We start from the raw sequence: 23,600 nt of genomic DNA, 5'->3' as shown, positions 1-23,600 counted from the left end.
TCGACGGAAAAAATTCTTCTTGGAGATTCGGCCCGCGATGGGCAATCATTCATCCCAATATATTAACGGCGGATCTGCATTTTGTCCCGGTGACTTAGGGCAAGCAAAGGCCGCCACCAGGGAGGAGGAAAAACATGGCACATGTGGTCGTCTTGGGGGCCGGTCTGGGGGGGACCCTTCAGGCCTATGAACTGAAGGAAACCTTGTCGAAGGACGACAAGATCACCGTCATTTCGAACAAGTCCTATTTCCAGTTCACGCCGTCCAATCCGTGGGCGGGCGTCGGCTGGCGCAAGAAAGGCGACATCACGGTCGAGCTTGCGCCGGTGATGTCGCGACGTGGGATCGAGTTCATTTGCGACGGCGCCAAGCGGTTGCATCCCGACGAGAACAAGATCGAACTCGAAAGCGGGCGGTTCGTGAGCTACGACTACCTCGTGATCGCCACGGGGCCGGAATTCGCCTTCGACGAGATCCAGGGCTTCGGCCCCGACGGGCATACCCATTCCGTCTGCTCGATTGAACATGCCGCGGAATCCGGTGACAAATGGGATGACTTCTGCGCCAATCCCGGCCCGATCGTCGTGGGTGCGGTGCAGGGCGCGTCCTGCTTTGGTCCGGCCTATGAATACGCGATGACCATCGACACCGACCTGCGCAAGCGCGGGATCAAGCACAAGGTGCCGATGACCTTCGTCACCTCTGAACCCTATATCGGCCATCTGGGCCTAGGCGGCGTGGGCGACACGAAGGGCCTGCTTGAATCGCTGATGCGCGACCGCGACATCGAATGGATCACCAATGCCAAGGTCGACAAGTTCGACCCCGACAAGGTCTTCGTCACCGAATTCGACGAGGACGGCAACGAGAAGAAGAAGCACGAGATCCCCTTCAAGTATTCGATGATGCTGCCAGCCTTCCGCGGCATTCCGGCCGTGCGCGATATCGAGGGGCTGGTAAACCCCCGCGGCTTCATCATCACCGATGAATTCCAGCGCAACCCGAAATATCCCAACATCTACGCCATCGGCGTGTGCATCGCCATCGCCCCGCCCAAGGCCACCCCCGTGCCGACCGGCGTGCCCAAGACCGGCTTCATGATCGAAAGCATGGTGACGGCCACCGCGCACAACCTGCCGCGGGTGATCGCGGGCGGTGAGCCGTTCGAGAAGCCGACATGGAACGCCCTTTGCCTTGCCGATTTCGGCAACCGGGGAGCGGCGTTCCTTGCCATGCCGCAAAACCCGCCGCGGAACCTCAACTGGGCGTCCCAGGGGCGCTGGGTCCATTGGGCGAAACTGGCGTTCGAGTGGTATTTCATGCGCAAGGTCCGTACCGGGATCAGCGAACCGATCTATGAAAAGATGATCATGCGGATGCTGCGGATCACCAAGCTGAAGGCCTGATCGGTCCACGCAACGCTTTTCAAGTCATCAACGCGCCCGTGCCGCCCGCCGGCCGGGCGCTTTTTCTGTGCGGGTCTTACTCTGCCACGTGGGTCGGGGCGGGTCGGAAGACATCCCGCCTGCGGAACAGCCGCAGGTAGAGTTCCAGAAGCGCGAGATAGGGCAGGTAAAACGCGAAGGTCTGCACCCGGTCGAAGGCGCCCCGGAAATCGTCCGTCATGGCGGCCCCGCCGGTGACCCCCACCCAAAGCCCGTAATGCACCCGAAACAGCCATGATCCCAGCGCCAAAACCACCAGCCGCAAGGCCCAGTCCCGATGCGCGGGGTCGCGGCGGCGGGCAAGGCGTACGGTCTGGAGCGCGGCCAACACCATCAGGGCCCCGTATAGTCCGAAGCCCGCATTCATAAGGGGGCCGCCGATAGTCCCCTGCTGCGCGATATAGACCAAACCCGCGACGCCCGTTCCAAGGGCAAGCGATGCGACCGCATAGCCCAGAGCGCGATGCTGCCACGGAACGCGCCGCCACACAAGCCCGAGAAGCTGGAGCGGCGCCAGACAGGTCAACAAACCACCCACCACCATATGGCCGTAGAGCGCGACATTCGAGACCGGCGCCCCCGCGTGGAACAGGCGCGTGGCTTGCTCCTCCGGGTCGGCGATACTGAGCCCGCGGCCGACCGAATACGCGACGAACCACCAGACGCCGAGGATCAGCAAGACCACCGCGGCGACCGAAAGGGCGGCAAGCCCCGTATCCTTCACCCTTTGGCGCGATGGCATGGCGGTCATGCGTCGGTTTCCCTGTCGCGAACGCCCCAAGGATAGCGGGCCGATGGGGCCGGTCAAACCGCGCCGCCCCTTCAAACGCAAGACGCCCCCGCCGTGATCGACGGGGGCGTCCTGATACCCAGGTCAGCCGGCGATTGTTACTCGCGGCTTTCCGGCGTTTCCACGAGGCCCAGATCGTCTGGATCGATGTCGTCATAGGACGCCATCGGCGCGGCAAGGGCGGCTGCGGCTTCCGATTCCGACTGGCGCGCGTCGATCACCTTCTGGTCGCGCTCGGCCGCGATGCGGCGCACCTTCTGGCTTGCCCCGCCGGTGCCCGCCGGGATCAGCCGGCCGACGATGACGTTTTCCTTCAGGCCCACCAGCTTGTCGCGCTTGCCCTGAACCGAAGCCTCGGTCAGCACCCGCGTGGTTTCCTGGAAGGAGGCGGCAGAGATGAAGGACCGGGTCTGCAACGAGGCCTTGGTGATACCCAGCAGGATCGGCTCTCCCTCGGCCGGCCGCACGCCCTTGGCGAGCGCCTTCTCGTTGGCCTCGTCGAACTCGGCCTTGTCCACGGTCTCCCCCTTGAGGAGCGTGGTGTCGCCCGAGTCGAGGATCTCCCACTTCTGCAGCATCTGGCGAACGATCACCTCGATATGCTTGTCGTTGATCTTCACGCCCTGCAGACGATAGACGTCCTGCACCTCGTCGATCATGTAATCGGCCAGCGCCTCGACCCCCATGATCGACAGGATGTCGTGCGGCGCGGGGTTGCCATCCATGATGTAGTCGCCCTTCTGCACGAAGTCGCCTTCCTGCACCGGGATGTGCTTGCCCTTGGGCACCATGTATTCCACGGGCTCCAGCGTGTCGTCCGCAGGCTCTATGCTGATCCGCCGCTTGTTCTTGTAGTCGCGGCCGAAGCGGACATAGCCGTCGATCTCGGCAATGATCGCGTGGTCCTTGGGACGGCGTGCCTCGAACAGTTCCGCCACCCGCGGCAGACCGCCGGTGATGTCCTTGGTCTTGGCGCCCTCGCGCGGAATACGTGCAACCACGTCACCGGCCTTGATATCCTGCCCGTCCTCGACCGACAGGATCGCGTCGACCGACATCGGGTAGGTCACAGGGTTGCCGTTGTCCGCGCGCACCGGTTCCCCGGTCGCCGGGTCGACGATCAGGATCTCGGGCTTGAGGTCGTTGCCCTTGGGCGCCGCGCGCCAGTCGGACACGATCTTCTGGGTCATGCCGGTGGCGTCGTCGGTATCTTCCCGCACCGAGATACCGGTGGTCAGGTCGATGAACTTCGCCACGCCCGCCTTCTCGGCGATGATCGGCAGGGTATAGGGGTCCCATTCGAAGAGCTTGTCGCCCCGGTTGACCGCCTGCCCCTCGGACACGAAGATCTTTGTGCCATAGCCGACCTTGTGGCTGACGCGTTCCACCCCGTTGTCGTCGATGATGGCCACCTGCATGTTGCGGCCCATGACGATCTTTTCACCGGCTGCGTTTTCCAGCAGGTTGGGGTTGCGGAACTCGATCTTGCCTTCCTGGCTGGCTTCCTGGAACGACTGCTGACCACCCTGCGCGATGCCGCCGATGTGGAAGGTCCGCATCGTCAGCTGCGTGCCGGGTTCACCGATCGACTGCGCCGCGATGATCCCCACGGCCTCGCCGACATTGACCATGGTGCCGCGGGCAAGGTCGCGCCCGTAGCAGGCAGCACAAACGCCTTCCTCCGCCTCACAGGTCAGGGGCGAACGGATCCGAACAGCGGCAAGCCCGGCCTTTTCGATGGCGTCGGCCTTGCGTTCGTCGATCAGTTCGTTGCGGCTGACGATCACCTCGTCGGTGCCGGGTTTCAGCACGTCTTCGGCCGCGACGCGGCCCAGCAGGCGTTCGGCCAGCGAGGCCACGACCTCACCGTCATTGACCGCCGCTTCGCAGGTGATCGCGTTGTCGGTGCCGCAATCGTGGCTGCGCACGATGCAGTCCTGCGCCACGTCCACAAGACGCCGGGTCAGATAGCCCGAGTTCGCGGTCTTCAGCGCGGTATCGGCCAGACCCTTCCGGGCGCCGTGGGTGGAGTTGAAGTACTCCAGCACGGTCAGGCCTTCCTTGAAGTTCGAGATGATCGGCGTCTCGATGATCTCGCCCGACGGTTTGGCCATCAGGCCGCGCATGCCGCCCAACTGCTTCATCTGCGCCGGGGACCCCCGGGCGCCGGAGTGGGACATCATGTAGACCGAGTTGGGTTCCTGTTGCCGGCCTTCGTCGTCCAGCTTGACGGAAGAGATCTCCTCCATCATCGCGGCGGCCACCTCGTCAGAACATTTCGACCATGCATCGACGACCTTGTTGTACTTCTCACCCTGGGTGATCAGGCCGTCCATGTATTGCTGTTCGAATTCCTTGACCTGGTCGCGCACACCCTCGACGATGGGCCATTTCTTCTCGGGGATGACCATGTCGTCCTTGCCGAAGGAAATGCCCGCCTTGAATGCCTCGCGGAAGCCAAGCCCCATGATCTGGTCGCAGAAGATGACCGACTCTTTCTGGCCGCAATAGCGGTAGACGGTGTCGATGACCTGCTGCACCTCTTTCTTCCGCAAAAGGCGGTTGACCAGAGAGAACGGGGCCTTGGCATTCATCGGCAGAAGCGCGCCCAGCCGCACACGGCCCGGCGTGGTTTCAAAGCGCATCAGCACTTCGTTGCCGTGTTCGTCGATCTGCTTGATCCGCGCGGTGATCCTGGCGTGCAGGTGCACCGCACCGGAATCGAGCGCGTGCTGAACCTCGTCCACATCGGCGAAGGCCATGCCCTCGCCCTGCATGCCCTGCCGTTCCATCGTGATGTAGTAAAGGCCGAGGATCATGTCCTGCGACGGCACGATGATCGGCGCGCCGTTCGCGGGGGACAGAACGTTGTTGGTCGACATCATCAGCACCCGCGCCTCAAGCTGGGCTTCGAGGCTGAGGGGAACGTGCACGGCCATCTGGTCGCCGTCGAAGTCGGCGTTGAACGCCGAGCAGACCAGCGGGTGAAGCTGGATCGCCTTGCCCTCGATCAGCGTGGGTTCGAACGCCTGAATGCCCAGACGGTGCAGCGTGGGGGCGCGGTTCAGCAACACGGGGTGTTCACGGATCACCTCGTCCAGGATGTCCCAGACTTCGGGACGTTCCTTTTCAACCAGCTTTTTCGCCTGCTTGACGGTGGAGGACAGCCCCTTTGCCTCAAGCCGCGAATAGATGAACGGCTTGAAGAGTTCGAGTGCCATCTTCTTCGGCAGACCGCACTGGTGCAGCTTTAGTTCCGGCCCGGTCACGATGACCGAGCGACCCGAAAAGTCGACCCGTTTGCCCAGAAGGTTCTGACGGAAGCGGCCCTGCTTGCCCTTCAGCATGTCGGAGAGCGATTTCAGCGGCCGCTTGTTGGCGCCGGTGATCACCCGCCCGCGCCGGCCGTTGTCGAACAGCGCATCCACGGCCTCTTGCAGCATCCGCTTTTCGTTGCGGACGATGATGTCGGGCGCGCGCAGTTCGATCAGCCGTTTCAGACGGTTGTTACGGTTGATGACGCGGCGGTAGAGTTCGTTCAGGTCCGAGGTCGCGAACCGGCCGCCGTCCAGCGGCACCAGCGGGCGCAGTTCCGGCGGGATCACCGGGATCACGGTCAGGACCATCCATTCCGGACGGTTGCCGGATTCGAGGAAGCTTTCGACAACCTTCAGCCGCTTGATGATCTTCTTGGGCTTCAGTTCGCCGGTGGCTTCTTTCAGTTCCTCGCGCAGACGCTCGGCCTCGGCCTCAAGGTCGATCTGGGCCAGCATCTCGCGGATCGCCTCGGCCCCAATGCCGGCGGTGAAGGCATCTGCGCCGTACTGGTCCTGCGCGTCCAGATACTCTTCCTCGGTCATCATCTGGCCGTAGGTCAGGTCGGTCAGACCCGGCTCGATCACGACGTAGTTTTCGAAATAGAGGACGCGTTCCAGATCGCGCAGCGTCATGTCCAGCATCAGACCGATGCGGGAGGGCAGCGATTTCAGGAACCAGATATGCGCCACGGGCGCGGCCAGTTCGATATGGCCCATACGCTCGCGCCGGACCTTCTGAAGCGTGACCTCGACGCCGCATTTCTCGCAGACGACGCCGCGGTATTTCATCCGCTTGTATTTGCCGCACAGACACTCGTAGTCCTTGATCGGGCCAAAGATACGCGCGCAGAACAGCCCGTCACGCTCGGGCTTGAAGGTCCGGTAGTTGATGGTCTCGGGCTTCTTGATCTCGCCGTAGGACCAGCTGAGGATCCGCTCCGGGCTTGCCAGCGAGACCTTGATCTCGTCGAACTGCTTGGGCGCGGCCAGCGGGTTGAAAGGGTTGGTGGTCAGTTCCTGGTTCATCTCTCGATCCTTGGATGGGTGCGGGGAAGGTGGGGCCGGTCAGGCGGCCCCTATTCGTCTTCCTCCGCATCCAGGAGTTCCATGTTGAGCCCGAGGCCGCGGACTTCCTTCACCAGAACGTTGAAGCTCTCCGGCACGCCGGCCTCGAAATTGTCCTCACCCTTGACGATCGACTCGTACACCTTGGTCCGGCCCGCCACGTCGTCCGACTTCACCGTCAGCATCTCTTGCAGGGTGTAGGCGGCGCCATAGGCTTCCAAGGCCCAGACCTCCATCTCGCCGAAGCGCTGACCGCCGAACTGGGCCTTGCCGCCCAGCGGCTGCTGCGTGACAAGACTGTACGGCCCGGTCGAGCGCGCGTGGATCTTGTCGTCCACAAGGTGGTGCAGCTTCAGCAGGTACTTGACGCCGACGGTGACGGGGCGCGCGAACTGCTCGCCCGTGCGGCCGTCATACACGACGGACTGGCCCGACTGGCTGAAGCCCGCGCGGATCAGCGCATCGTTCACGTCCGGTTCCTTCGCCCCGTCGAAAACGGGGGTCGCGATCGGCACACCGCGGGTCACGGTCGAGGCGGATTCAACCACCTGACCCTCATCCATACCGGCAATGACGGACTCGTAGACCTCGTCACCATAGGCCAGGCGCATCGCCTCGCGCACCGGGGTCAGATCGCCGGAGCGCTTGTATTCGCCCAGCGCGTCGTCGATCTTGAGCCCCAGACCACGCGCGGCCCAGCCCATATGGGTTTCGAGGATCTGGCCCACGTTCATCCGCGAGGGCACGCCCAGCGGGTTCAGCACCAGATCGACCGGCGTGCCGTCCTGCAGGAACGGCATGTCCTCCATCGGAACAACGCGGGAGATCACACCCTTGTTGCCGTGCCGCCCGGCCATCTTGTCGCCCGGCTGCAGCTTCCGTTTGACCGCGATGAAGACCTTGACCATCTTCATCACGCCCGGCGGCAGGTCGTCGCCCCGGCGCACCTTCTCGACCTTGTCCTCGAAGCGGTGTTCCAGCGCACGCTTCTGCGCCTCGAACTGCGCGTTCAGGGCCTCGACCTGTCCGGCGTCTTCCTCGTTCTCCAGCGCAAGCTGCCACCACTGGCCCTTGGACAGGCCGTCCAGAAGGGCCTCATCGATGGTCGAGCCCGGGCTCACGCCCTTCGGCCCCTTCACGGCAACCTTGCCAAGGATCATCGACTTCAGACGGGCATAGATGTTGCGCTCCAGGATCGCCTGTTCGTCGTCCCGGTCGCGGGCAAGGCGTTCGACCTCTTCCCGCTCGATCTGCAGGGCGCGTTCATCCTTGTCGACGCCGTGGCGGTTGAACACCCGGACCTCGACGACGGTGCCGAAATCGCCCGGCGGCAGCCGCAGCGAGGTATCGCGCACATCCGACGCCTTTTCACCGAAGATCGCGCGCAGGAGTTTCTCCTCCGGCGTCATCGGGCTTTCGCCCTTGGGGGTGATCTTGCCGACAAGGATGTCGCCCGGCCCCACTTCGGCGCCGATATAGACGATCCCCGCCTCGTCGAGGTTGCGCAGCGCTTCCTCGCCCACGTTCGGGATGTCGCGGGTGATCTCTTCCGGCCCGAGCTTGGTGTCGCGGGCCGCAACCTCGAATTCCTCGATATGGATCGAGGTGAAGACGTCATCGCGTGCGATGCGTTCCGAGATCAGGATCGAGTCTTCATAGTTGTAGCCGTTCCACGGCATGAACGCGACGATCACGTTCTTGCCGAGCGCAAGCTCACCCATATCCGTGGAGGGGCCGTCGGCGACGACCTCACCCTTGATCACCGTGTCGCCCACCTTCACCAGAGGTTTCTGGTTGATGCAGGTGTTCTGGTTGGAACGCTGGAACTTCCGCAGGCGGTAGATGTCCACGCCGGGATCGCCGGGTTCCAGATCCTCGGTTGCCCGGATCACGATCCGCTGTGCATCTACCTGGTCGATGATGCCGCCGCGTTTCGCCATGATCGCGGCGCCGGAATCCTGCGCGACGACCCGTTCGATGCCGGTCCCGACAAACGGCGCGTCGGCCTGCAGCAGAGGCACGGCCTGCCGCTGCATGTTCGAGCCCATAAGTGCGCGGTTGGCGTCGTCATTTTCAAGGAACGGGATCAGCGAGGCCGCGACCGACACCAACTGTTTCGGCGACACGTCGATCAGGTCCACGCTTTCGCGCGGTGCCATGGTGTATTCACCCGCCTGGCGGGTGTTCACCAGTTCGTTCTCGAACCGGCCCTCGGCATCAAGATGCGCGTTGGCCTGGGCCACGGTGTGCCGCATTTCCTCGGTCGCAGACATGTAGTGGACCTCGTCGGTCACCTGCCCGTCCTTGACCATGCGATAGGGCGTTTCGATGAAGCCGTACTTGTTGACACGCGCAAAGGTCGCCAGAGAGTTGATCAGGCCGATGTTCGGACCTTCCGGCGTTTCGATCGGGCACATGCGGCCGTAATGCGTCGGGTGCACGTCGCGGACTTCAAAGCCCGCACGCTCCCGCGTCAGACCGCCCGGGCCAAGCGCCGACAGACGGCGTTTGTGGGTGACTTCCGACAGCGGGTTGGTCTGGTCCATGAACTGCGACAGCTGTGAGGAGCCGAAGAATTCGCGCACCGCGGCCGCGGCCGGTTTCGCATTGATAAGGTCCTGCGGCATCACCGTGTCGATTTCGACCGACGACATGCGTTCCTTGATCGCGCGTTCCATCCGCAGCAAGCCGACGCGGTACTGGTTCTCCATCAGCTCGCCGACCGAGCGCACCCGGCGGTTGCCGAGGTGGTCGATATCGTCGACCTCACCCTTGCCGTCGCGCAGCTCCACCAGCGCCTTGATGCAGGAGATGATGTCTTCCTTGCGCAGCGTCCGCTGGGTGTCGGGCGCGTCGAGGGCAAGTCGCATGTTCATCTTCACCCGGCCGACGGCGGAAAGGTCATAGCGCTCGCTGTCGAAGAACAGCGAGTCAAACAGCGCGGTCGCGGCCTCGACGGTGGGCGGCTCGCCCGGGCGCATGACGCGGTAGATGTCCATGAGCGCGGTTTCCCGACTCATGTTCTTGTCCTGCGCCATGGTGTTGCGGATGTAGGGGCCGACATTGATGTTATCGATGTCGAGCACTGGGATCTCGGTGACGCCGGCATCCAGCAGATCCTTCAGCGTACCGCCGGTGACCTCGCCATCCTTGTCCACGTCCCAGGTCAGTTCATCCCCGGCCTCGACATAGATCGCGCCGGTTTCCTCGTTGATGATATCCTTGGCGACGTAACGGCCGACGATATGGTCGAACGGCACCAGCAATTCGGTGACGTTGCCTTCCTCGATCAGCTTCTTGACCTGCCGCGGCGTGACCTTGTCACCGGCCTTACAGATCACCTCGCCCGTGCCGGCATCGACAAGATCGTAGGTCGGGCGCGTGCCGCGCACACGCTCGGGGAAGAACCGGGTGACCCAGCCGCGGTTCTTTTCCAGCTTGAACTCGACCGTTTCGTAATAGGCATCCATGATGCCTTCCTGATCGAGACCGAGGGAATACAGCAGCGTCGTCACCGGCAGTTTCCGGCGCCGGTCGATGCGGGCGAAGACGATATCCTTGGCGTCGAACTCGAAATCCAGCCACGACCCGCGATAGGGAATGATCCGGCAGGCAAACAGCAGTTTGCCCGACGAATGCGTCTTGCCCTTGTCGTGGTCGAAGAACACACCCGGGGAGCGGTGCATCTGGGAGACGATCACCCGCTCCGTCCCGTTGACGATGAAGGTGCCGTTCTGCGTCATGAGCGGCATGTCGCCCATGAACACGTCCTGCTCCTTGATGTCCTTCACCGATTTCGCACCGGTATCCTCGTCGACATCGAACACGATCAGGCGCAGCGTGACCTTCAGCGGCGCGGAATAGGTCATGTCGCGCTGCTGGCATTCCTCAACGTCGTATTTCGGCCGTTCCAGTTCGTAACGGACGAATTCCAGAACCGCGGTCTCGTTGAAATCCTTGATCGGGAAGACCGACTGGAACACGCCCTGGATGCCTTCGCCATCTGCGGGCGCCGGGCCATCGCCGGAATTCAGGAACAGGTCATAGGAAGATTTCTGGACCTCAATGAGGTTCGGCATATCCAGCACTTCGCGGATCTTGCCATAATATCTGCGGATACGCTTCTGGCCAATGTGGGTTTGCGCCATCTTGTGGTCTCACCTTTCGTCTGTCGCGGTTGCGTCCTGCCGTCGGGCCCCGGCGATGCACCGCTCACGAAACAAGGGGGGAGGTTCCATTCCTGCGGGCCGTCCCACCGGCCGCTCCCGAACCTCGAACCGCACCTTGAAAAGGACTTGAGGCATCAAGCCATTTTCAAGACAGGTTCGGCCGGGCCCGGATTGCCCGGACCCAGCCTTGCACTTGCAGGTCGCGGGCCAGTGGCCCGCACCCCGATTACTTGAGCTCGACCTCGGCGCCAGCCTCTTCGAGCTTCTTCTTGATCTCTTCGGCTTCGTCCTTGGAGACCTGCTCCTTGACGGCCTTGCCGCCGGCCTCGACCAGTTCCTTGGCTTCTTTCAGGCCAAGACCGGTGATGGCGCGGACTTCCTTGATGACGTTGATCTTCTTGTCGCCAGCGGCTTTGAGGATCACGTCGAATTCGGTCTTCTCTTCGGCAGCGGCAGCTTCGCCACCAGCGGCGGGGCCAGCCATCATCACGGCGCCGCCAGCGGCGGGCTCGATGCCGTATTCGTCTTTCAGGATGGTTTTCAGTTCCTGAGCTTCGAGCAGGGTCAGACCCACGATCTCTTCGGCAAGTTTCTTCAGATCAGCCATTTTCTGTTCCGTTCTTTCACATTTCCTGTTCCAACGCGACGCAATTGCAGCTCACGCGGGATCACATGTTGCTCAAGCGGCTTCCGCACGCTCCTCGATGGTCGAGAGGATGCTCGCGATATTCGAAGCAGGTGCGCCAATGGCGCCGGCGATGTTGCTGGCGGGTGCACCGATGCAGCCGACGATGGAGGCGATAAGCTCCTCGCGCGACGGCATATCGGACACTGCCTTGACACCGGCCCGGTCCAGGGCCGTCTCTCCCATCGCACCACCAAGGATCTCGAACTTCTGATTGTCCTTGGCATAGGCTTCCGCGACCTTGGCTGCCGCCACGGGGTCTTCGGAATAGGAGAGTACGGTCATGCCCGTCAGAAGGTCGGCAATGCTTGCGCAGGGCTTACCTTCAAGGGCGATCTTGGCGAGCCTGTTCTTGGCGACGCGAACGGACCCACCCGCCTCGCGCATGCGCGCGCGCAGGTCCTGCATCTCGGCAACCGTGAGACCCGCGTAGTGTGCAACCACGACGACGCCAGAGCTTTCGAAGATTTGGCCGAGTTCCTCGACCACTTTCTCTTTCTGGGCTCTATCCACAGTATTACTCCAAGTAGTGGAGGGGCGGACCCCTCCGGCTCAGTTCTTGCCGACAAACGCCGACAACACGGTCCGCACGGGTCCTTCGCAAAATCGCCCTCGAAGGCCGGAACGGCCCCGAAGAGAATTGGTCATGTTCCCGTCTCGGGCAGGAATTATGCCTTGCGACACCCACCGTCTCGGACGAATCATCAGAGCGCCAACCACCGGTCAGCGCTCTGACGGAAGGTTCTGTTAGTCGCTTTTTCCACAGATGTGAAGGGGTGGTTTAGAGAAAAAACACATCCAGAGCGTGAATTGCATCCGGAGATACACTTCATGCCATTTGGGGCCGCGTCGCAGGGAAAAGTCTACGCCCCAACGCGCGACTGACCCGAAAGCGTATCGGATCAAAAGCGAAAACGGCGGGACCTGCCCCGCCGTTTTCCAAACCCGTCCGCCGGGCTGTCTCAGTTGCCGGTGGCCGATGCCACGTCGACAGTGACACCCGGGCCCATCGTCGAGCTCAGGCACACCTTCTGCATGTAGGTGCCCTTGGCGCCCGAGGGCTTGGCCTTGTTCACCGCATCCACGAAAGCGCGGACGTTTTCGACCAGCTTCGCCTCGTCAAAGGACGCCTTGCCAACACCGGCATGAACGACGCCGGCCTTCTCAGCCTTGAACTGAACCTCACCGCCCTTTGCCGCCTCGACGGCCGCCTTGACGTCCATCGTGACCGTGCCGACCTTGGGGTTCGGCATCAGGTTGCGCGGGCCGAGGATCTTGCCCAGACGACCGACGATCGGCATCATGTCCGGGGTTGCGATGCAACGATCGAACTCGATCTTGCCGCCCTGGATGGTTTCCATCAGGTCCTCGGCACCGACGATATCGGCCCCGGCGGCCTGTGCCTCTTCCGCCTTGGGACCGCGGGCGAACACCGCCACGCGAACCGTCTTGCCGGTGCCGTTGGGCAGGGTCACCACACCGCGGACCATCTGATCCGCATGGCGGGGATCAACGCCGAGGTTCATCGCGATCTCGACGGTTTCGTCAAACTTGGCCGTCGCATTGGATTTGACCAGCGCGACCGCCTCCTCGACCGTCATGTTCTCCTTGCCGGCGACAGCCTCGCGCGCGGCGCGGGTACGTTTTCCGTGCTTTGCCATCGCGCTTACCCTTTCACCTCGATGCCCATCGAGCGGGCCGACCCCAGGATGATCTGCATCGCCGCCTCGATATCGTTGGCGTTCAGATCCTTCATCTTCGCCTCGGCGATCTCCTTGACCTGAGCGACGGTGACGCTGCCCACGGTCTCACGCCCCGGATTGTTGGCGCCGGATTTCAGCTTGGCCGCCTTCCGCAGATAGTAAGACGCGGGCGGCGTCTTGATATCCATGGTGAAGGACTTGTCCTGGTAGTAGGTGATCACGGTCGGGCAGGGCGCACCCGGCTCCATATCCTGCGTCTTGGCGTTGAACGCCTTGCAGAATTCCATGATGTTGATGCCGCGCTGACCCAGCGCCGGGCCCACGGGCGGGCTGGGATTCGCCTGACCGGCGGGCACCTGCAGCTTCATGCTGCCCACGAGTTTCTTGGCCATCTGGCCATCTCCTTCTTGTCACCGCGCCAACCCACGCGAGGGCGGCGCATCGGTTTAGTGGTCCGGCATGACGGGCGCGCCCGCCTGCCTCCCACAACGCTCCACGTCAGGCTTCTTTCGAAACCTGCGTGAATTCCAGTTCGACCGGGGTTGCCCGGCCAAAGATCGACACCGTCACCTTCAGGCGCTGGTGTTCGTCGTCCACTTCCTCGACCATGCCGGCGAAGCCCTCGAACGGGCCGTCGGTCACGTTGACCTGCTCGCCCACCTCGTAGGTGATGGTCGACCGCGGCTGGGTATCGCCTTCCTCGATGCGATTGAGGATCTGGTTCACCTCTTCATCGCGCATCGGCATCGGCTTGCCCTGCGGGCCGAGGAAGCCCGTCACGCGGTTGATTGAGGTGACGATGTGATAGCCCTTGTCGGTCATCTCCATCCGGACGAGGACATAGCCCGGCATGAAACGCCGTTCCGCCGTCACCTTCTTGCCGCGGCGCACCTCGATCACCTCTTCGGTGGGAACAAGAACCTCTTCGATCTCGTCCTCAAGGCCGGCGTCGATCACGGCTTGCCTGATCTGTTCGGCGACCTTCTTCTCGAAATTCGAGAGCACGCTCACCGAATACCATCGCTTTGCCATGTCGCCTGTTACCTCGTCCTCTCCGGCCCGGTGCCGGACGTCTGCGTGAATTCAGCCTGCCCCGAACAAAAAGCAGCGCGCATGCCGAATCGATGCACGCCGCTGTCGGGGTGGCGTTCGCCTTACAGCGCCCGCATCACCGTTTCAAGTGCGGGGTCCGGCAAAAGACGCGCCGGTCAGCCGAAAACCCCAAGAACAAGCTGCAGGCCGGTGCGGATCAGCAAGTCAACGAAGAAGAAGAAGATCGCGGTGAGCGTCGCCATGACGAGCACCATGACCGTGGTCAGAAGAACCTCCCGCCGGGTCGGCCAGACCACCTTGGAGATTTCCCCACGGGTCTGCTGGATGAACTTCAGCGGGTTGGTTATGGCCATCTTCCGTTCCGATCCTTCTCTTCGACGGCGGTGAAATACGCTGTGGGCCCGGGCTTTGCAAGGGCAGCGGCACGATGCTGCGTATCCGGGGTCCCGGGCGCAGCGCGGTTAACCCTAACTTTATCCCACGGGCCTACTGCTGGCATTCAGTTTTTCTGCCCCAGCCCTGGATGATCCCGTCATGGCCCAGTCCGTCAGCACCACGATTTCACATGCCGAGCGCCTATCGCGTCAAGGTGAGGCGCCCACCGCCGCGCTTCTGTTCATGTCCGTCCTGATGGAGAAACCGGCCAATCGCCGCGCACGGGACGGGCTGAACAAGCTGCGTGCGAAATACGCCGCCCCGACGCAGGCCGACCTCGACAATCTTCGCCGGCTTTTCACGGACGGTCAGTATGACGAGGCGTTCCGCCGCGCCCAGCCTCTGCTGGCGCTGTTCCCCGACTGCATTCCGCTGATACTGATCGCCGGGGCGGCGAAAGCCAGCGGTGGCGATCACGCCGATGCGGAACAGTGGTTTGCGCGGGTTCTGGCACTCGCCCCCGACAATGCCGATGCGGCGTTCAACCTTGGCGGGGTCCTGCGCGCCCAGAAGCGGCACGAAGAAGCGCGCGCCGCGTTTGAGACCGCGCATCGCCTTGCGCCCAAGCGCGTCGACATCCTGTCGCAACTGGGTTTGACGCTTCTGGACCTCGACGACTTCGACGCCGCCGCCGAACGGTTCCGCGCCGCTGCCGACCTGGACCCCGGCCAGATGGTCCACCGCATCGCACTGGGTGAGACCGAAACACTGGCCGGGCGGCCCGCCGCCGCGGCAGAGGCTTTTGACGCGGCCCGGCAAATCGATCCGACCAGCAAGGTCCCCTCCATGAAGGAAAGCCATGTCAGCTACCAGATGGAGGACACCGAGACCGCGGAACGCGCGGCACGCGCCGTCCTTGAGCTTGATCCGTCCGACAGTTTCGCGCTGAACCAGCTTGGGCAGATCCGCATGTCCATGGGCGACAGGGAGGGTGCGCGGGACGCCTATGAACAGGCATTGGTGGTCGATCCGACCTATTTCAGCACCTATCTCAACATCGCCAACGTGCCCGGATATCAGCCCGATAGCGCACGGCTGGAGGAAATGCGCCGCATCGCCGCCGAAGGCAACCTGAGCGACAACGAGCGGAGCATGCTGTGCTTTGCGCTGTTCAAGGCGCTGGACAAGCTTGGCGAGACGGAAGAGGCCTTTGCGCATCTGGAAACCGCCAACCGCCTGCGCCGGGCCGAGGTTGATTTCGATATCGCCCGGGAGCGGCAGACGGCCCAATTGCTGAGGGACATCTTCCGGGGCGATCTGCCGAGCCTTGGCGACGCAGAACCGGCCGCGTCGGTGCCGATCTTCGTGCTTGGCATGCCGCGTTCGGGCACCACGCTTGTCGAACAGATCATCTCAAGCCACAATGCCGTGCTGCCCGGCGGCGAGCTGGAAACCCTGTCCCGCAGCCTGATCGGCGCCCGGCTTCTGGAATTCGGCGCAACCCCGGAGGTCATGTCCCGCGTCCGGCAGTCCTATATCTCCGGCACCGCGCGGCGAAATCTGGATCAGCGCCCTTTCTTTACGGACAAGATGCCCGGCAACTTCATGACGATCGGCGCGATCCTGACCGCCTTGCCCGAGGCGCGGATTGTGCACCTCAGGCGCGATCCGCGCCCGGTCTGCTGGTCAGGCTATCAGCGCTTCTTCCGGAACCGCAGCGCCGCGATCAGCTATACCTACGACCAACTGGATCTCGCCGAATATGTCACGATGCATGACGAGATGATGGCCTTCTGGCATCAACGCTTCCCCGGCCGGGTCTTCGAACTGGATTATCAGCGCCTTGTCGACGAGCCCGAGCCGATGACGCGGCAGTTGATCGACGCAATCGGCCTTGACTGGGACCCGGCCTGCCTTGACTTCCACAAGTCGACACGGGCGATCCGCACGGCCTCGGCCGGGCAGGTGCACAAGCCGATCTACAAGGGCAGCAACGAAGCCTGGCGGCGCTACGAGGCCCATCTTGGACCGCTGCTGACCCGCCTGCGCGAAAATGGCTGTCTCGAAGGATACGAATAGGGGGCGTCGGAACCGGGCAGAGCAGGCGCATGCACAACGTCCGCTCACCCGAGCTTCAAAGCGCGCGTAACGATCTTGAGCCAACGTTCCATGACAGGACTTTATTGACTGGCAGGGGCGGAGGGACTCGAACCCCCGACCCTCGGTTTTGGAGACCGATGCTCTACCAACTGAGCTACACCCCTGCGGTCGTTGCTGCTTAGGTTTTTTCGAAGGAAGCGTCAACAGGCGATGATGTCATCGGAGGATGCGGCACGACAACACGCATTCCGCATGCGAAAGGCGGCGACGCGCGGGCGGGCAGCGGGGGAAACTGGCCCGCCTAGGGAAGACTGACTTCCTCCCTCTGCTCGGACGGGGCGACCACCTGATCCGGGACGCACAGGGTGACGAAGCGTTCATCATGATAATCGACGCCCGGTTCGAAAAAGCGGTGGTCATGGGCATCGTAATAGCCACCGAGCCGCAAGCCGGCCGGGGCGAAAACCAGTTGCTCCTGGCAAAGCTGGGCCGTGCCGAACCGCTGTTCCAAGCCGTGCAAGACCTCTCGCGGCCCCGCCGCGAACAGATCGATGCCGTCGAACACGACAGCTTCGACATGACGACCAGCGACGATCGCGCAAAGCGCACCACCGCTGTATTCGCAAACCGGAACCGAGAGACCGCGGTATTCCATGATCCGGTTGCCGCGACCGCGATACACATGCCCCGCTCGCCCCATTCCGGGCAATGCGGCGACCTCTTCCGGTGACATGCCAAATCTCAAACGCCCGAGGCCCTGCCCCGGCACAATGGTCCACACCATCATGAATTCCCCCCTTGTGTGGTGGCGCCATTATGCCTTAGGCACGGCGCTTTCCGAAGGGGAAAACGCGTAATACGCGAGTTCACGATAGCGTGCGCCGCCTTTGCCGAGTTCCGACTGGTATAATCCGAAGCCCTCCACCCGAAATGGCGCGGTTCGAAAACCCGCCTGCGCAGCAACTGCGCGTTCGATTCGCAGCGGGTCGTCCCTTTTGGCATTGAGATAGGCAAGGGTCACATGCGGCGTGAACCTGCGCCGTTCGACCTCGATTCCCGCGGACCGCGCCGCCCGGTCCAGCTTGGCCTGCAGGTGGATCAGGGGATCGCTGTGGTCAACACCCGCATAGACAAGCCGCGGTTTGCGCCCCCCGAACACCCCCATCCCGGACAGGACCAGTTCGAACGGCGCCGCCCGGATGGCCGAAAAGGCCAGATGGACTTCTTCAAGGCTGACCTCGGGTACGTCACCAAGGAAGACGAGCGTGAGGTGCAGGTTGTCTTCGGGCGTCGGGCGGCTGACCGGCAATTCGGCCTGCGCGCAGGCGAGCGCGTCAAGCACGCTGTCGGGAAGCGCAATGGCGGCAAAGGCACGGATCATGGCTGGAACCTCTTGCGGAACAATCGGGGCCTTCGCCCATTCTTGCCCGTTCGGACCAAGACCGAAAGCGGCTCGCTCCTGTCCGCCTGCCCCGCCTGTCGATCACCTCAGCGGCGATCACCCTACGCAGCACGCACCGCTGACAATGGACCGCCGGGTCGCGCTCACTGATCCAGCATCGCCTCGATCGGCCGCGTCAGCTTTCTCGATGTCGGCTTGGTGAAGGACCCAAAGGTCGCCACGACCTCACCCTCGGGCCCCAGAAGGACCTTGTTAAAGTTCCAGCCCGGTTCGAAACGGTGTTCGGCCTTCATCCACTTGTAGAACGGATGCGCGTTGTCGCCCTTCACATGGGTGATTTCCGTCATGGGCAAGGTCAGGCCGAAATTCGCGTCGCAGAAATCCTTGACCGCCTGCTCGCTTGACAGCTCTTGCCGGAAGTCATCGGAAGGGACGGCCAGCACCAGAAGGCCACGCGCGCCGTATTTTTCGTGCAAGGCCTGCAAACCGTCATATTGCGGGGTGAACCCGCAGCGAGAGGCCGTGTTGACCACCAGAACGGGATGGCCGCGATAGTCGTCAAGACGGATTTCCCCGCCATCGATTGACGCGAAATCGAAGCTCGGGGCGGCCATTGCCGCCAGCGGGGGCGAAGCGAACACGAGTGTGGCGAGCACGGGCAGGAGACGCATGTCGAACCTCTGGGCAGCTTGTGGCTTCTTTTCGCGCAGATATACCGGCCCCGCTTCCGGTCAAGCACAGCGCCGTTGACATTGCACCCGGCCTGTCGCCTGTTAGTCGTTCATTAATGTTCTTGCGGAACCATTTGGCATGATCCGATACACGCTCATCTGCGACGAAGGTCACCGGTTCGAAAGCTGGTTCCAGTCGGCCGATGCCTTCGACAAGCTTCTGGCCGCCGGCATGGTGTCATGCGCGGTCTGCGCCGGAACGAAGGTGAGCAAGACCCTCATGACGCCCAGCGTGGCGACCGAGGCATCGAATGCGCCTGACCCAAGGCCGGGCGCCGTCACGCCGCCCGAAAAGGCCATTGCCGAGCTCAAGCGAAAGATCGAGGAAAACTCCGACTACGTTGGCTTGCGCTTTGCGCAGGAAGCCCGGGACATGCATGATGGCACCATCCCAGAACGCCCGATTCATGGGGAGGCGCGGCTGGACGAAGCGAAACGGCTGATCGAGGACGGCATCCCCGTCGCCCCCCTGCCCTTCATGCCGACGCGCAAAACCAACTGAGGCACGGACCATGACACCGCTGATTACCGGCGCAAACCGCGGCATCGGGCTGCGCCTGTTGCAGGACTACGCCAAGGCGGGGTGCAGCCCTATCGGAACCACCCGAACGGACGACCCGCCCCATATTGCCGGGGTCCGTTGGGAGTACCTTGATGTGGCCGACCCCGGACAGCAAAGGGACCTTGGCCGCAAGCTGGAGGGCGAGACGGTCGATCTGCTGATCTGCAATGCCGGACAGTATCTGGACAAGCATGAAACACTCCCATCGGGCTATCCGCCCGCGATGTGGGCGGAGATGTTCGCAACCAATGTCACGGGTGTCTTTCTGACCATCCAGACTCTGCTGCCGAACCTCGAACGTGCCGCGGCGCCCAAGATCGCGATCATTTCCTCGATGATGGGGTCGCAGGAGCGTGCGCCGGGCGGATCCTACATCTACCGGGCGTCCAAGGCGGCCGTTCTGAACCTTGGGCGCAACCTGGCGCAGGACCTGAAATCGGCGGGCATCGCCGTTGGCGTCTATCATCCCGGATGGGTCCGCACCGATATGGGCGGGCAGCACGCACAGATCGGGGTGGAAGAAGCCGCGGCGGGGCTGCGCGCCCGGTTCGACGCACTGACACTGGAGACCACCGGCTGTTTCGAAACATGGGACGGACACCCGCACCCCTATTGAGCTTGCCCTTCCCGGGACGTTCCCCTAGAGCATCGCGGACTCACACGAAGGGACAGCAAGGCGAGCCATGCCGGTTCTGGTAATGAAATTCGGGGGCACCTCGGTCGCCGATCTGGGCCGCATCAAGAATGCCGCCCAGAAGATCAGGGCCGAGGTTGAGCGCGGCTATGACGTGATCGTCATCGTCTCGGCCATGTCTGGCAAGACCAACGAACTGGTCGGCTGGGTCGAGGAGACCTCGCCCCTGTTCGACGCGCGCGAATACGATGCGGTCGTCAGCTCGGGCGAGAACGTGACAGCGGGGTTGATGGCGCTGACGCTTCAGGAAATGGACGTGCCGGCGCGCAGTTGGCAGGGCTGGCAGGTTCCGGTGCAGACGACCTCTGCCCATTCCGCCGCGCGGATCGAGGATATCCCGCGCGCCAATATCGACCAGAAATTCGCCGAGGGCATGAAGGTCGCAGTGGTCGCCGGCTTTCAGGGGATCAGTCCCGAGGGCCGGATCACCACGCTGGGCCGCGGTGGATCGGACACCACCGCCGTGGCCTTTGCGGCCGCCTTCGACGCGGTCCGCTGCGACATCTACACCGATGTGGACGGGGTCTATACCACCGACCCGCGGATCGAGGACAAGGCACGCAAGCTTGACAGGATCGCCTTCGAGGAGATGCTGGAACTGGCCAGTCTCGGCGCGAAGGTCCTGCAGACCCGGTCGGTCGAACTGGCGATGCGCTACAAGGTGAAGCTGCGCGTGCTGTCCAGCTTCGAGGAAACGGACGAAAACTCCGGCACGCTCGTCTGTGACGAGGAGGAAATCATGGAACAGAATGTGGTCTCTGGCGTCGCTTACCAGCGCGACGAGGCGAAGATGACGCTGATCTCGGTCGCCGACCGTCCGGGCATCGCCGCCGCCATCTTCGGACCTCTGGCAAAGGCCGGCGTGAACGTCGACATGATCGTCCAGAATATCTCCGAAGAGGGGCGCACGGACATGACGTTTTCCTGCCCGGTCAATCAGGTGGCCCGCGCGAAAGACGCGCTGGCCAAGGCCAAGGAAGACGGCAACATCAATTTCCACGATCTCTTGGCCGATACCGACGTTGCCAAGGTTTCGGTCGTGGGCATTGGCATGCGCAGCCATGCCGGGGTTGCATCGAAGATGTTCGAGGTGCTCGCCGCTGAAGGTATAAACATCAAGGTCATCACAACCTCGGAGATAAAGATTTCCGTACTGATCGACCGGAAATATATGGAACTTGCCGTGCAAGCCCTCCATGATGCGTTCGAATTGGAAAACGCAGCCTGACACGGGGCCCTATGGCCGACGAAACCGAAAGTGCCAGCCGCAGGCTGCTTGGTCGGCTGCGGGAATCCCTTGCCGAGCCGGGCGCCGGGCAGGAACGGCTTGACCGCATCACGTCCATCATCGCCGGGCAGATGGGCACCGATGTGTGTTCCATCTATCTGTTCCGCGATGCCGACACGCTGGAGCTTTGCGCGACCGAGGGCCTGAACCCCGACTCCGTACACCAGACCCGCCTGCGCGTGGGCGAAGGGCTAGTCGGGCGCGTCGCCAAGACGGCCCACCCCATCAACACCGGCAACGCCCCGCAAGAACGCGGCTTTCGCTTCATGCCCGAGACGGGGGAGGAGATCTATTCGTCCTTTCTTGGCGTGCCGATCCAGCGGCTGGGGGAACGGCTGGGCGTTCTTGTCGTGCAGTCGCGCGAAGGCCGGCAGTATTCAGACGACGAGATCTATGCGCTGGAAGTCGTCGCCATGGTTCTGGCCGAGATGACAGAGCTTGGCGCCTTCGTCGGCGAGGGCGAGGCACTGGCCGCGCTGCACCAGCGCCCGGTTACGCTTCAGGGCACGGTGGGGCAGGAGGGCGTGGCCATCGGCCATGTCTGGCTGCACGAACCGCGCGTGGTGGTCACGAACCCGATCGCGGACGACCCCGAAACGGAACTTGCCCGCCTGCGCGAAGCGGTGGACCGGCTGCGCGTGACCGTCGAAGACATGCTGAGCGCAGCCCCCGCCGGCGACAAGGAACAGTTCCAGGTTCTGGAAGCCTATCGCATGTTCGCCAATTCCCGGGGCTGGAAGCGGCGCATGGAAGAAGACATCACCCGCGGTCTGTCGGCCGAGGCCGCCGTCGAGAAGGAACAGTCGGCCGCACGCGCCCGGATGCAGACGGTGCCCGACCCCTATCTGCGCGAACGGCTGCACGATCTCGACGATCTGTCCAACCGGCTGTTGCGCATCCTGACAGGCCAGGGGGAACGCACCGGCGCCGAACGCCCCGCCGACCCGATCCTGATTGCGCGCAATATCGGCCCCGGTGAGTTGCTGGACTATGGCCGCTCCCTGCGCGGAATCGTGCTGGAGGAGGGTTCGGTCGGCAGCCATGCGGCCATCGTGGCCCGCGCGCTGGCGATCCCGCTGGTCGTCCATGCCGGGCGGATCACGACCGAGGCGCTGAACGGCGATCCGATCCTCGTCGATGGCGAGCAGGGGGTCGTGCATTTGCGCCCGGAGGAAAGCGTCGCCGTCGCCTTTACCGACAAGATCGCGATGCAGACCAAGGCGCAGAAGCGATATGCCCGGATCCGGAAGGAACCGGCGCTGACGCTGTGCGGCCACCGGATCAAGCTGACCATGAATGCCGGCCTTATGGCCGATCTGCCCTCGCTGGAAAACTCCGGGGCCGAGGGGGTGGGGCTTTTCCGGACCGAACTGCAATTCCTGACGCGGTCCACCGTGCCGCGGCGCGGGAACTGGCGGCGACCTATTCGCGCGTCATGGATGCAGCCAAGGGCAAGCGCGTGGTGTTCCGCACGCTCGACATCGGATCTGACAAGGTCCTGTCCTACATGAAGCCGCAGGATGAGCCGAACCCGGCGATGGGCTGGCGGGCGATCCGGGTGGGGCTGGACAAACCCGGCGTCATGCGGATGCAGTTGCAGGCGTTGATCCGCGCCGCGCAAGGGCGCCCGCTGAGCGTGATGTTCCCCTTCGTCGCCCAACTCGACGAATTCCGCGCGGCGCGCGAACACATGATGATGGAACTGGAACGGGAGGAGCGGCTTGGCCGCGTACTGCCCGAAAAGGTCGAAATCGGCGCCATGCTGGAAACCCCCAGCCTGGCCTTCGCCCCGCGGCAATTCTTCGAGATGGCCGATTTCATTTCCATCGGCGGCAACGACCTCAAGCAGTTCTTCTTTGCGGCCGACCGGGAAAATGAACGCGTCCGCCGCCGTTATGACACGCTGAACGTCAGTTTCTTGAGCTTTCTGGAACAGATCGTGAAGCGCTGCGCCGACACCAACACGCCGCTGTCATTCTGCGGGGAAGACGCGGGCCGCCCGGTAGAGGCGTTGTGCTTTGCCGCCATCGGCCTGAACGCCCTGTCGATGCGCCCGGCCTCTATCGGGCCGGTCAAGCACATGCTGCGCAAAAGCAACCTGGCCGAGGCCCGCGCCGTGATCGACGCCGCCCGGGCGACCGGCGTTCAATCGGTGCGCCCCGCCGTGATGGAGTGGCTGCGGCGGCGGGATTGAGGCCGAAGGGGCGGATCAGTGCCTTAT

General features: G+C 63.1%; 17 protein-coding genes, 1 tRNA gene and 1 pseudogene. 6 read left to right on the top strand and 13 right to left on the bottom strand.

Going from position 1 to position 23,600, the window contains the following annotated elements; genetic code table 11:
* The first annotated feature begins 134 nt into the window (after window positions 1-134).
* Window positions 135-1,406 (top strand): NAD(P)/FAD-dependent oxidoreductase, encoded by a 1,272-nt coding sequence (locus tag RGUI_RS13860; protein ID WP_081533880.1) that lies wholly within the window; start codon window positions 135-137, stop codon window positions 1,404-1,406.
* A gap of 76 nt (window positions 1,407-1,482) precedes the next feature.
* Here RGUI_RS13860 and RGUI_RS13855 read toward each other — a convergent pair whose 3' ends face one another.
* The 9 genes from RGUI_RS13855 to secE all read right to left on the bottom strand — a co-directional run bounded on the left by RGUI_RS13855 (window position 1,483) and on the right by secE (window position 14,580).
* Window positions 1,483-2,187 (bottom strand): DUF2306 domain-containing protein, encoded by a 705-nt coding sequence (locus RGUI_RS13855; protein WP_156883091.1) that lies wholly within the window; start codon window positions 2,185-2,187, stop codon window positions 1,483-1,485.
* A gap of 146 nt (window positions 2,188-2,333) precedes the next feature.
* The gene (gene rpoC, locus RGUI_RS13850) at window positions 2,334-6,578 is read right to left on the bottom strand and encodes a DNA-directed RNA polymerase subunit beta' (protein ID WP_081533876.1); all 4,245 of its coding nucleotides are present in this window, start codon (window positions 6,576-6,578) and stop codon (window positions 2,334-2,336) included.
* A gap of 50 nt (window positions 6,579-6,628) precedes the next feature.
* On the bottom strand, window positions 6,629-10,765 hold the full coding sequence (gene rpoB / locus RGUI_RS13845; RefSeq protein WP_081533874.1) for a DNA-directed RNA polymerase subunit beta: 4,137 nt from the start codon (window positions 10,763-10,765) through the stop codon (window positions 6,629-6,631).
* 247 nt (window positions 10,766-11,012) lie between these two features.
* Window positions 11,013-11,393, bottom strand: coding sequence for a 50S ribosomal protein L7/L12 (gene rplL, locus RGUI_RS13840; protein WP_081533858.1), 381 nt, complete (start codon window positions 11,391-11,393; stop codon window positions 11,013-11,015).
* Window positions 11,394-11,465: 72 nt separating this feature from the next.
* A complete protein-coding gene (gene rplJ / locus RGUI_RS13835) occupies window positions 11,466-11,984 on the bottom strand; it encodes a 50S ribosomal protein L10 (protein WP_081533844.1) in 519 nt (172 codons plus the stop codon).
* A 449-nt stretch (window positions 11,985-12,433) separates the two neighbouring features.
* Window positions 12,434-13,132 carry a 50S ribosomal protein L1 gene (gene rplA / locus RGUI_RS13830; protein WP_081533842.1) on the bottom strand — a complete coding sequence of 233 codons (699 nt, stop codon included), beginning with the start codon at window positions 13,130-13,132 and terminating at the stop codon, window positions 12,434-12,436.
* Between the two features lie 5 nt (window positions 13,133-13,137).
* On the bottom strand, window positions 13,138-13,566 hold the full coding sequence (rplK, locus tag RGUI_RS13825; protein ID WP_081533840.1) for a 50S ribosomal protein L11: 429 nt from the start codon (window positions 13,564-13,566) through the stop codon (window positions 13,138-13,140).
* A 106-nt stretch (window positions 13,567-13,672) separates the two neighbouring features.
* The gene (nusG, locus tag RGUI_RS13820) at window positions 13,673-14,206 is read right to left on the bottom strand and encodes a transcription termination/antitermination protein NusG (protein ID WP_081533838.1); all 534 of its coding nucleotides are present in this window, start codon (window positions 14,204-14,206) and stop codon (window positions 13,673-13,675) included.
* Window positions 14,207-14,382: 176 nt separating this feature from the next.
* Window positions 14,383-14,580, bottom strand: a complete 198-nt coding sequence (gene secE, locus RGUI_RS13815) for a preprotein translocase subunit SecE (protein WP_081533836.1) — start codon at window positions 14,578-14,580, stop codon at window positions 14,383-14,385.
* A gap of 181 nt (window positions 14,581-14,761) precedes the next feature.
* Here secE and RGUI_RS13810 point away from each other — a divergent pair, with 181 nt between their 5' ends.
* Window positions 14,762-16,681, top strand: coding sequence for a tetratricopeptide repeat-containing sulfotransferase family protein (locus RGUI_RS13810; RefSeq protein WP_081533834.1), 1,920 nt, complete (start codon window positions 14,762-14,764; stop codon window positions 16,679-16,681).
* Window positions 16,682-16,790: 109 nt separating this feature from the next.
* Here RGUI_RS13810 and RGUI_RS13805 read toward each other — a convergent pair.
* The 4 genes from RGUI_RS13805 to RGUI_RS13790 form a co-directional block, all read right to left on the bottom strand.
* A tRNA-Trp gene (locus RGUI_RS13805) sits at window positions 16,791-16,866 on the bottom strand.
* Between the two features lie 137 nt (window positions 16,867-17,003).
* A complete protein-coding gene (locus tag RGUI_RS21290) occupies window positions 17,004-17,489 on the bottom strand; it encodes a hypothetical protein (RefSeq protein ID WP_156882972.1) in 486 nt (161 codons plus the stop codon).
* Between the two features lie 27 nt (window positions 17,490-17,516).
* The gene (thpR, locus tag RGUI_RS13795; RefSeq protein ID WP_081533830.1) at window positions 17,517-18,083 is read right to left on the bottom strand and encodes an RNA 2',3'-cyclic phosphodiesterase; all 567 of its coding nucleotides are present in this window, start codon (window positions 18,081-18,083) and stop codon (window positions 17,517-17,519) included.
* Window positions 18,084-18,247: 164 nt separating this feature from the next.
* On the bottom strand, window positions 18,248-18,775 hold the full coding sequence (locus RGUI_RS13790) for a glutathione peroxidase (protein WP_081533828.1): 528 nt from the start codon (window positions 18,773-18,775) through the stop codon (window positions 18,248-18,250).
* 139 nt (window positions 18,776-18,914) lie between these two features.
* Between RGUI_RS13790 and RGUI_RS13785 the strand changes: the two genes are divergently transcribed.
* The 4 genes and pseudogenes from RGUI_RS13785 to ptsP all read left to right on the top strand — a co-directional run bounded on the left by RGUI_RS13785 (window position 18,915) and on the right by ptsP (window position 23,573).
* Window positions 18,915-19,337, top strand: a complete 423-nt coding sequence (locus tag RGUI_RS13785) for a DUF1178 family protein (protein WP_081533826.1) — start codon at window positions 18,915-18,917, stop codon at window positions 19,335-19,337.
* Window positions 19,338-19,347: 10 nt separating this feature from the next.
* Window positions 19,348-20,013, top strand: coding sequence for an SDR family NAD(P)-dependent oxidoreductase (locus tag RGUI_RS13780; RefSeq protein WP_081533824.1), 666 nt, complete (start codon window positions 19,348-19,350; stop codon window positions 20,011-20,013).
* Window positions 20,014-20,080: 67 nt separating this feature from the next.
* Window positions 20,081-21,319, top strand: coding sequence for an aspartate kinase (locus RGUI_RS13775; protein ID WP_081533822.1), 1,239 nt, complete (start codon window positions 20,081-20,083; stop codon window positions 21,317-21,319).
* 11 nt (window positions 21,320-21,330) lie between these two features.
* Window positions 21,331-23,573 (top strand): annotated as a pseudogene (ptsP, locus tag RGUI_RS13770) (phosphoenolpyruvate--protein phosphotransferase).
* Window positions 23,574-23,600 lie beyond the last annotated feature (27 nt).

Source organism: Rhodovulum sp. P5, from assembly GCF_002079305.1.
Taxonomy (GTDB): domain Bacteria; phylum Pseudomonadota; class Alphaproteobacteria; order Rhodobacterales; family Rhodobacteraceae; genus Rhodovulum.
The sequence above is the reverse complement of the archived record's forward strand: the minus strand, read 5'-3'. Positions and strand labels throughout refer to the sequence as shown.

Bases quoted from the DNA above. Each gene is read 5' to 3' on its own strand.
- RGUI_RS13860 (WP_081533880.1), top strand. From the start codon at position 135: ATGGCACATGTGGTCGTCTTGGGGGCCGGTCTGGGGGGGACCCTTCAG.
- RGUI_RS13855 (WP_156883091.1), bottom strand. From the start codon at position 2,187: ATGCCATCGCGCCAAAGGGTGAAGGATACGGGGCTTGCCGCCCTTTCG.
- rpoC (WP_081533876.1), bottom strand. From the start codon at position 6,578: ATGAACCAGGAACTGACCACCAACCCTTTCAACCCGCTGGCCGCGCCC.
- rpoB (WP_081533874.1), bottom strand. From the start codon at position 10,765: ATGGCGCAAACCCACATTGGCCAGAAGCGTATCCGCAGATATTATGGC.
- rplL (WP_081533858.1), bottom strand. From the start codon at position 11,393: ATGGCTGATCTGAAGAAACTTGCCGAAGAGATCGTGGGTCTGACCCTG.
- rplA (WP_081533842.1), bottom strand. From the start codon at position 13,132: ATGGCAAAGCACGGAAAACGTACCCGCGCCGCGCGCGAGGCTGTCGCC.
- rplK (WP_081533840.1), bottom strand. From the start codon at position 13,566: ATGGCCAAGAAACTCGTGGGCAGCATGAAGCTGCAGGTGCCCGCCGGT.
- nusG (WP_081533838.1), bottom strand. From the start codon at position 14,206: ATGGCAAAGCGATGGTATTCGGTGAGCGTGCTCTCGAATTTCGAGAAG.
- secE (WP_081533836.1), bottom strand. From the start codon at position 14,580: ATGGCCATAACCAACCCGCTGAAGTTCATCCAGCAGACCCGTGGGGAA.
- RGUI_RS13810 (WP_081533834.1), top strand. From the start codon at position 14,762: ATGGCCCAGTCCGTCAGCACCACGATTTCACATGCCGAGCGCCTATCG.
- RGUI_RS21290 (WP_156882972.1), bottom strand. From the start codon at position 17,489: ATGATGGTGTGGACCATTGTGCCGGGGCAGGGCCTCGGGCGTTTGAGA.
- thpR (WP_081533830.1), bottom strand. From the start codon at position 18,083: ATGATCCGTGCCTTTGCCGCCATTGCGCTTCCCGACAGCGTGCTTGAC.
- RGUI_RS13790 (WP_081533828.1), bottom strand. From the start codon at position 18,775: ATGCGTCTCCTGCCCGTGCTCGCCACACTCGTGTTCGCTTCGCCCCCG.
- RGUI_RS13785 (WP_081533826.1), top strand. From the start codon at position 18,915: ATGATCCGATACACGCTCATCTGCGACGAAGGTCACCGGTTCGAAAGC.
- RGUI_RS13780 (WP_081533824.1), top strand. From the start codon at position 19,348: ATGACACCGCTGATTACCGGCGCAAACCGCGGCATCGGGCTGCGCCTG.
- RGUI_RS13775 (WP_081533822.1), top strand. From the start codon at position 20,081: ATGCCGGTTCTGGTAATGAAATTCGGGGGCACCTCGGTCGCCGATCTG.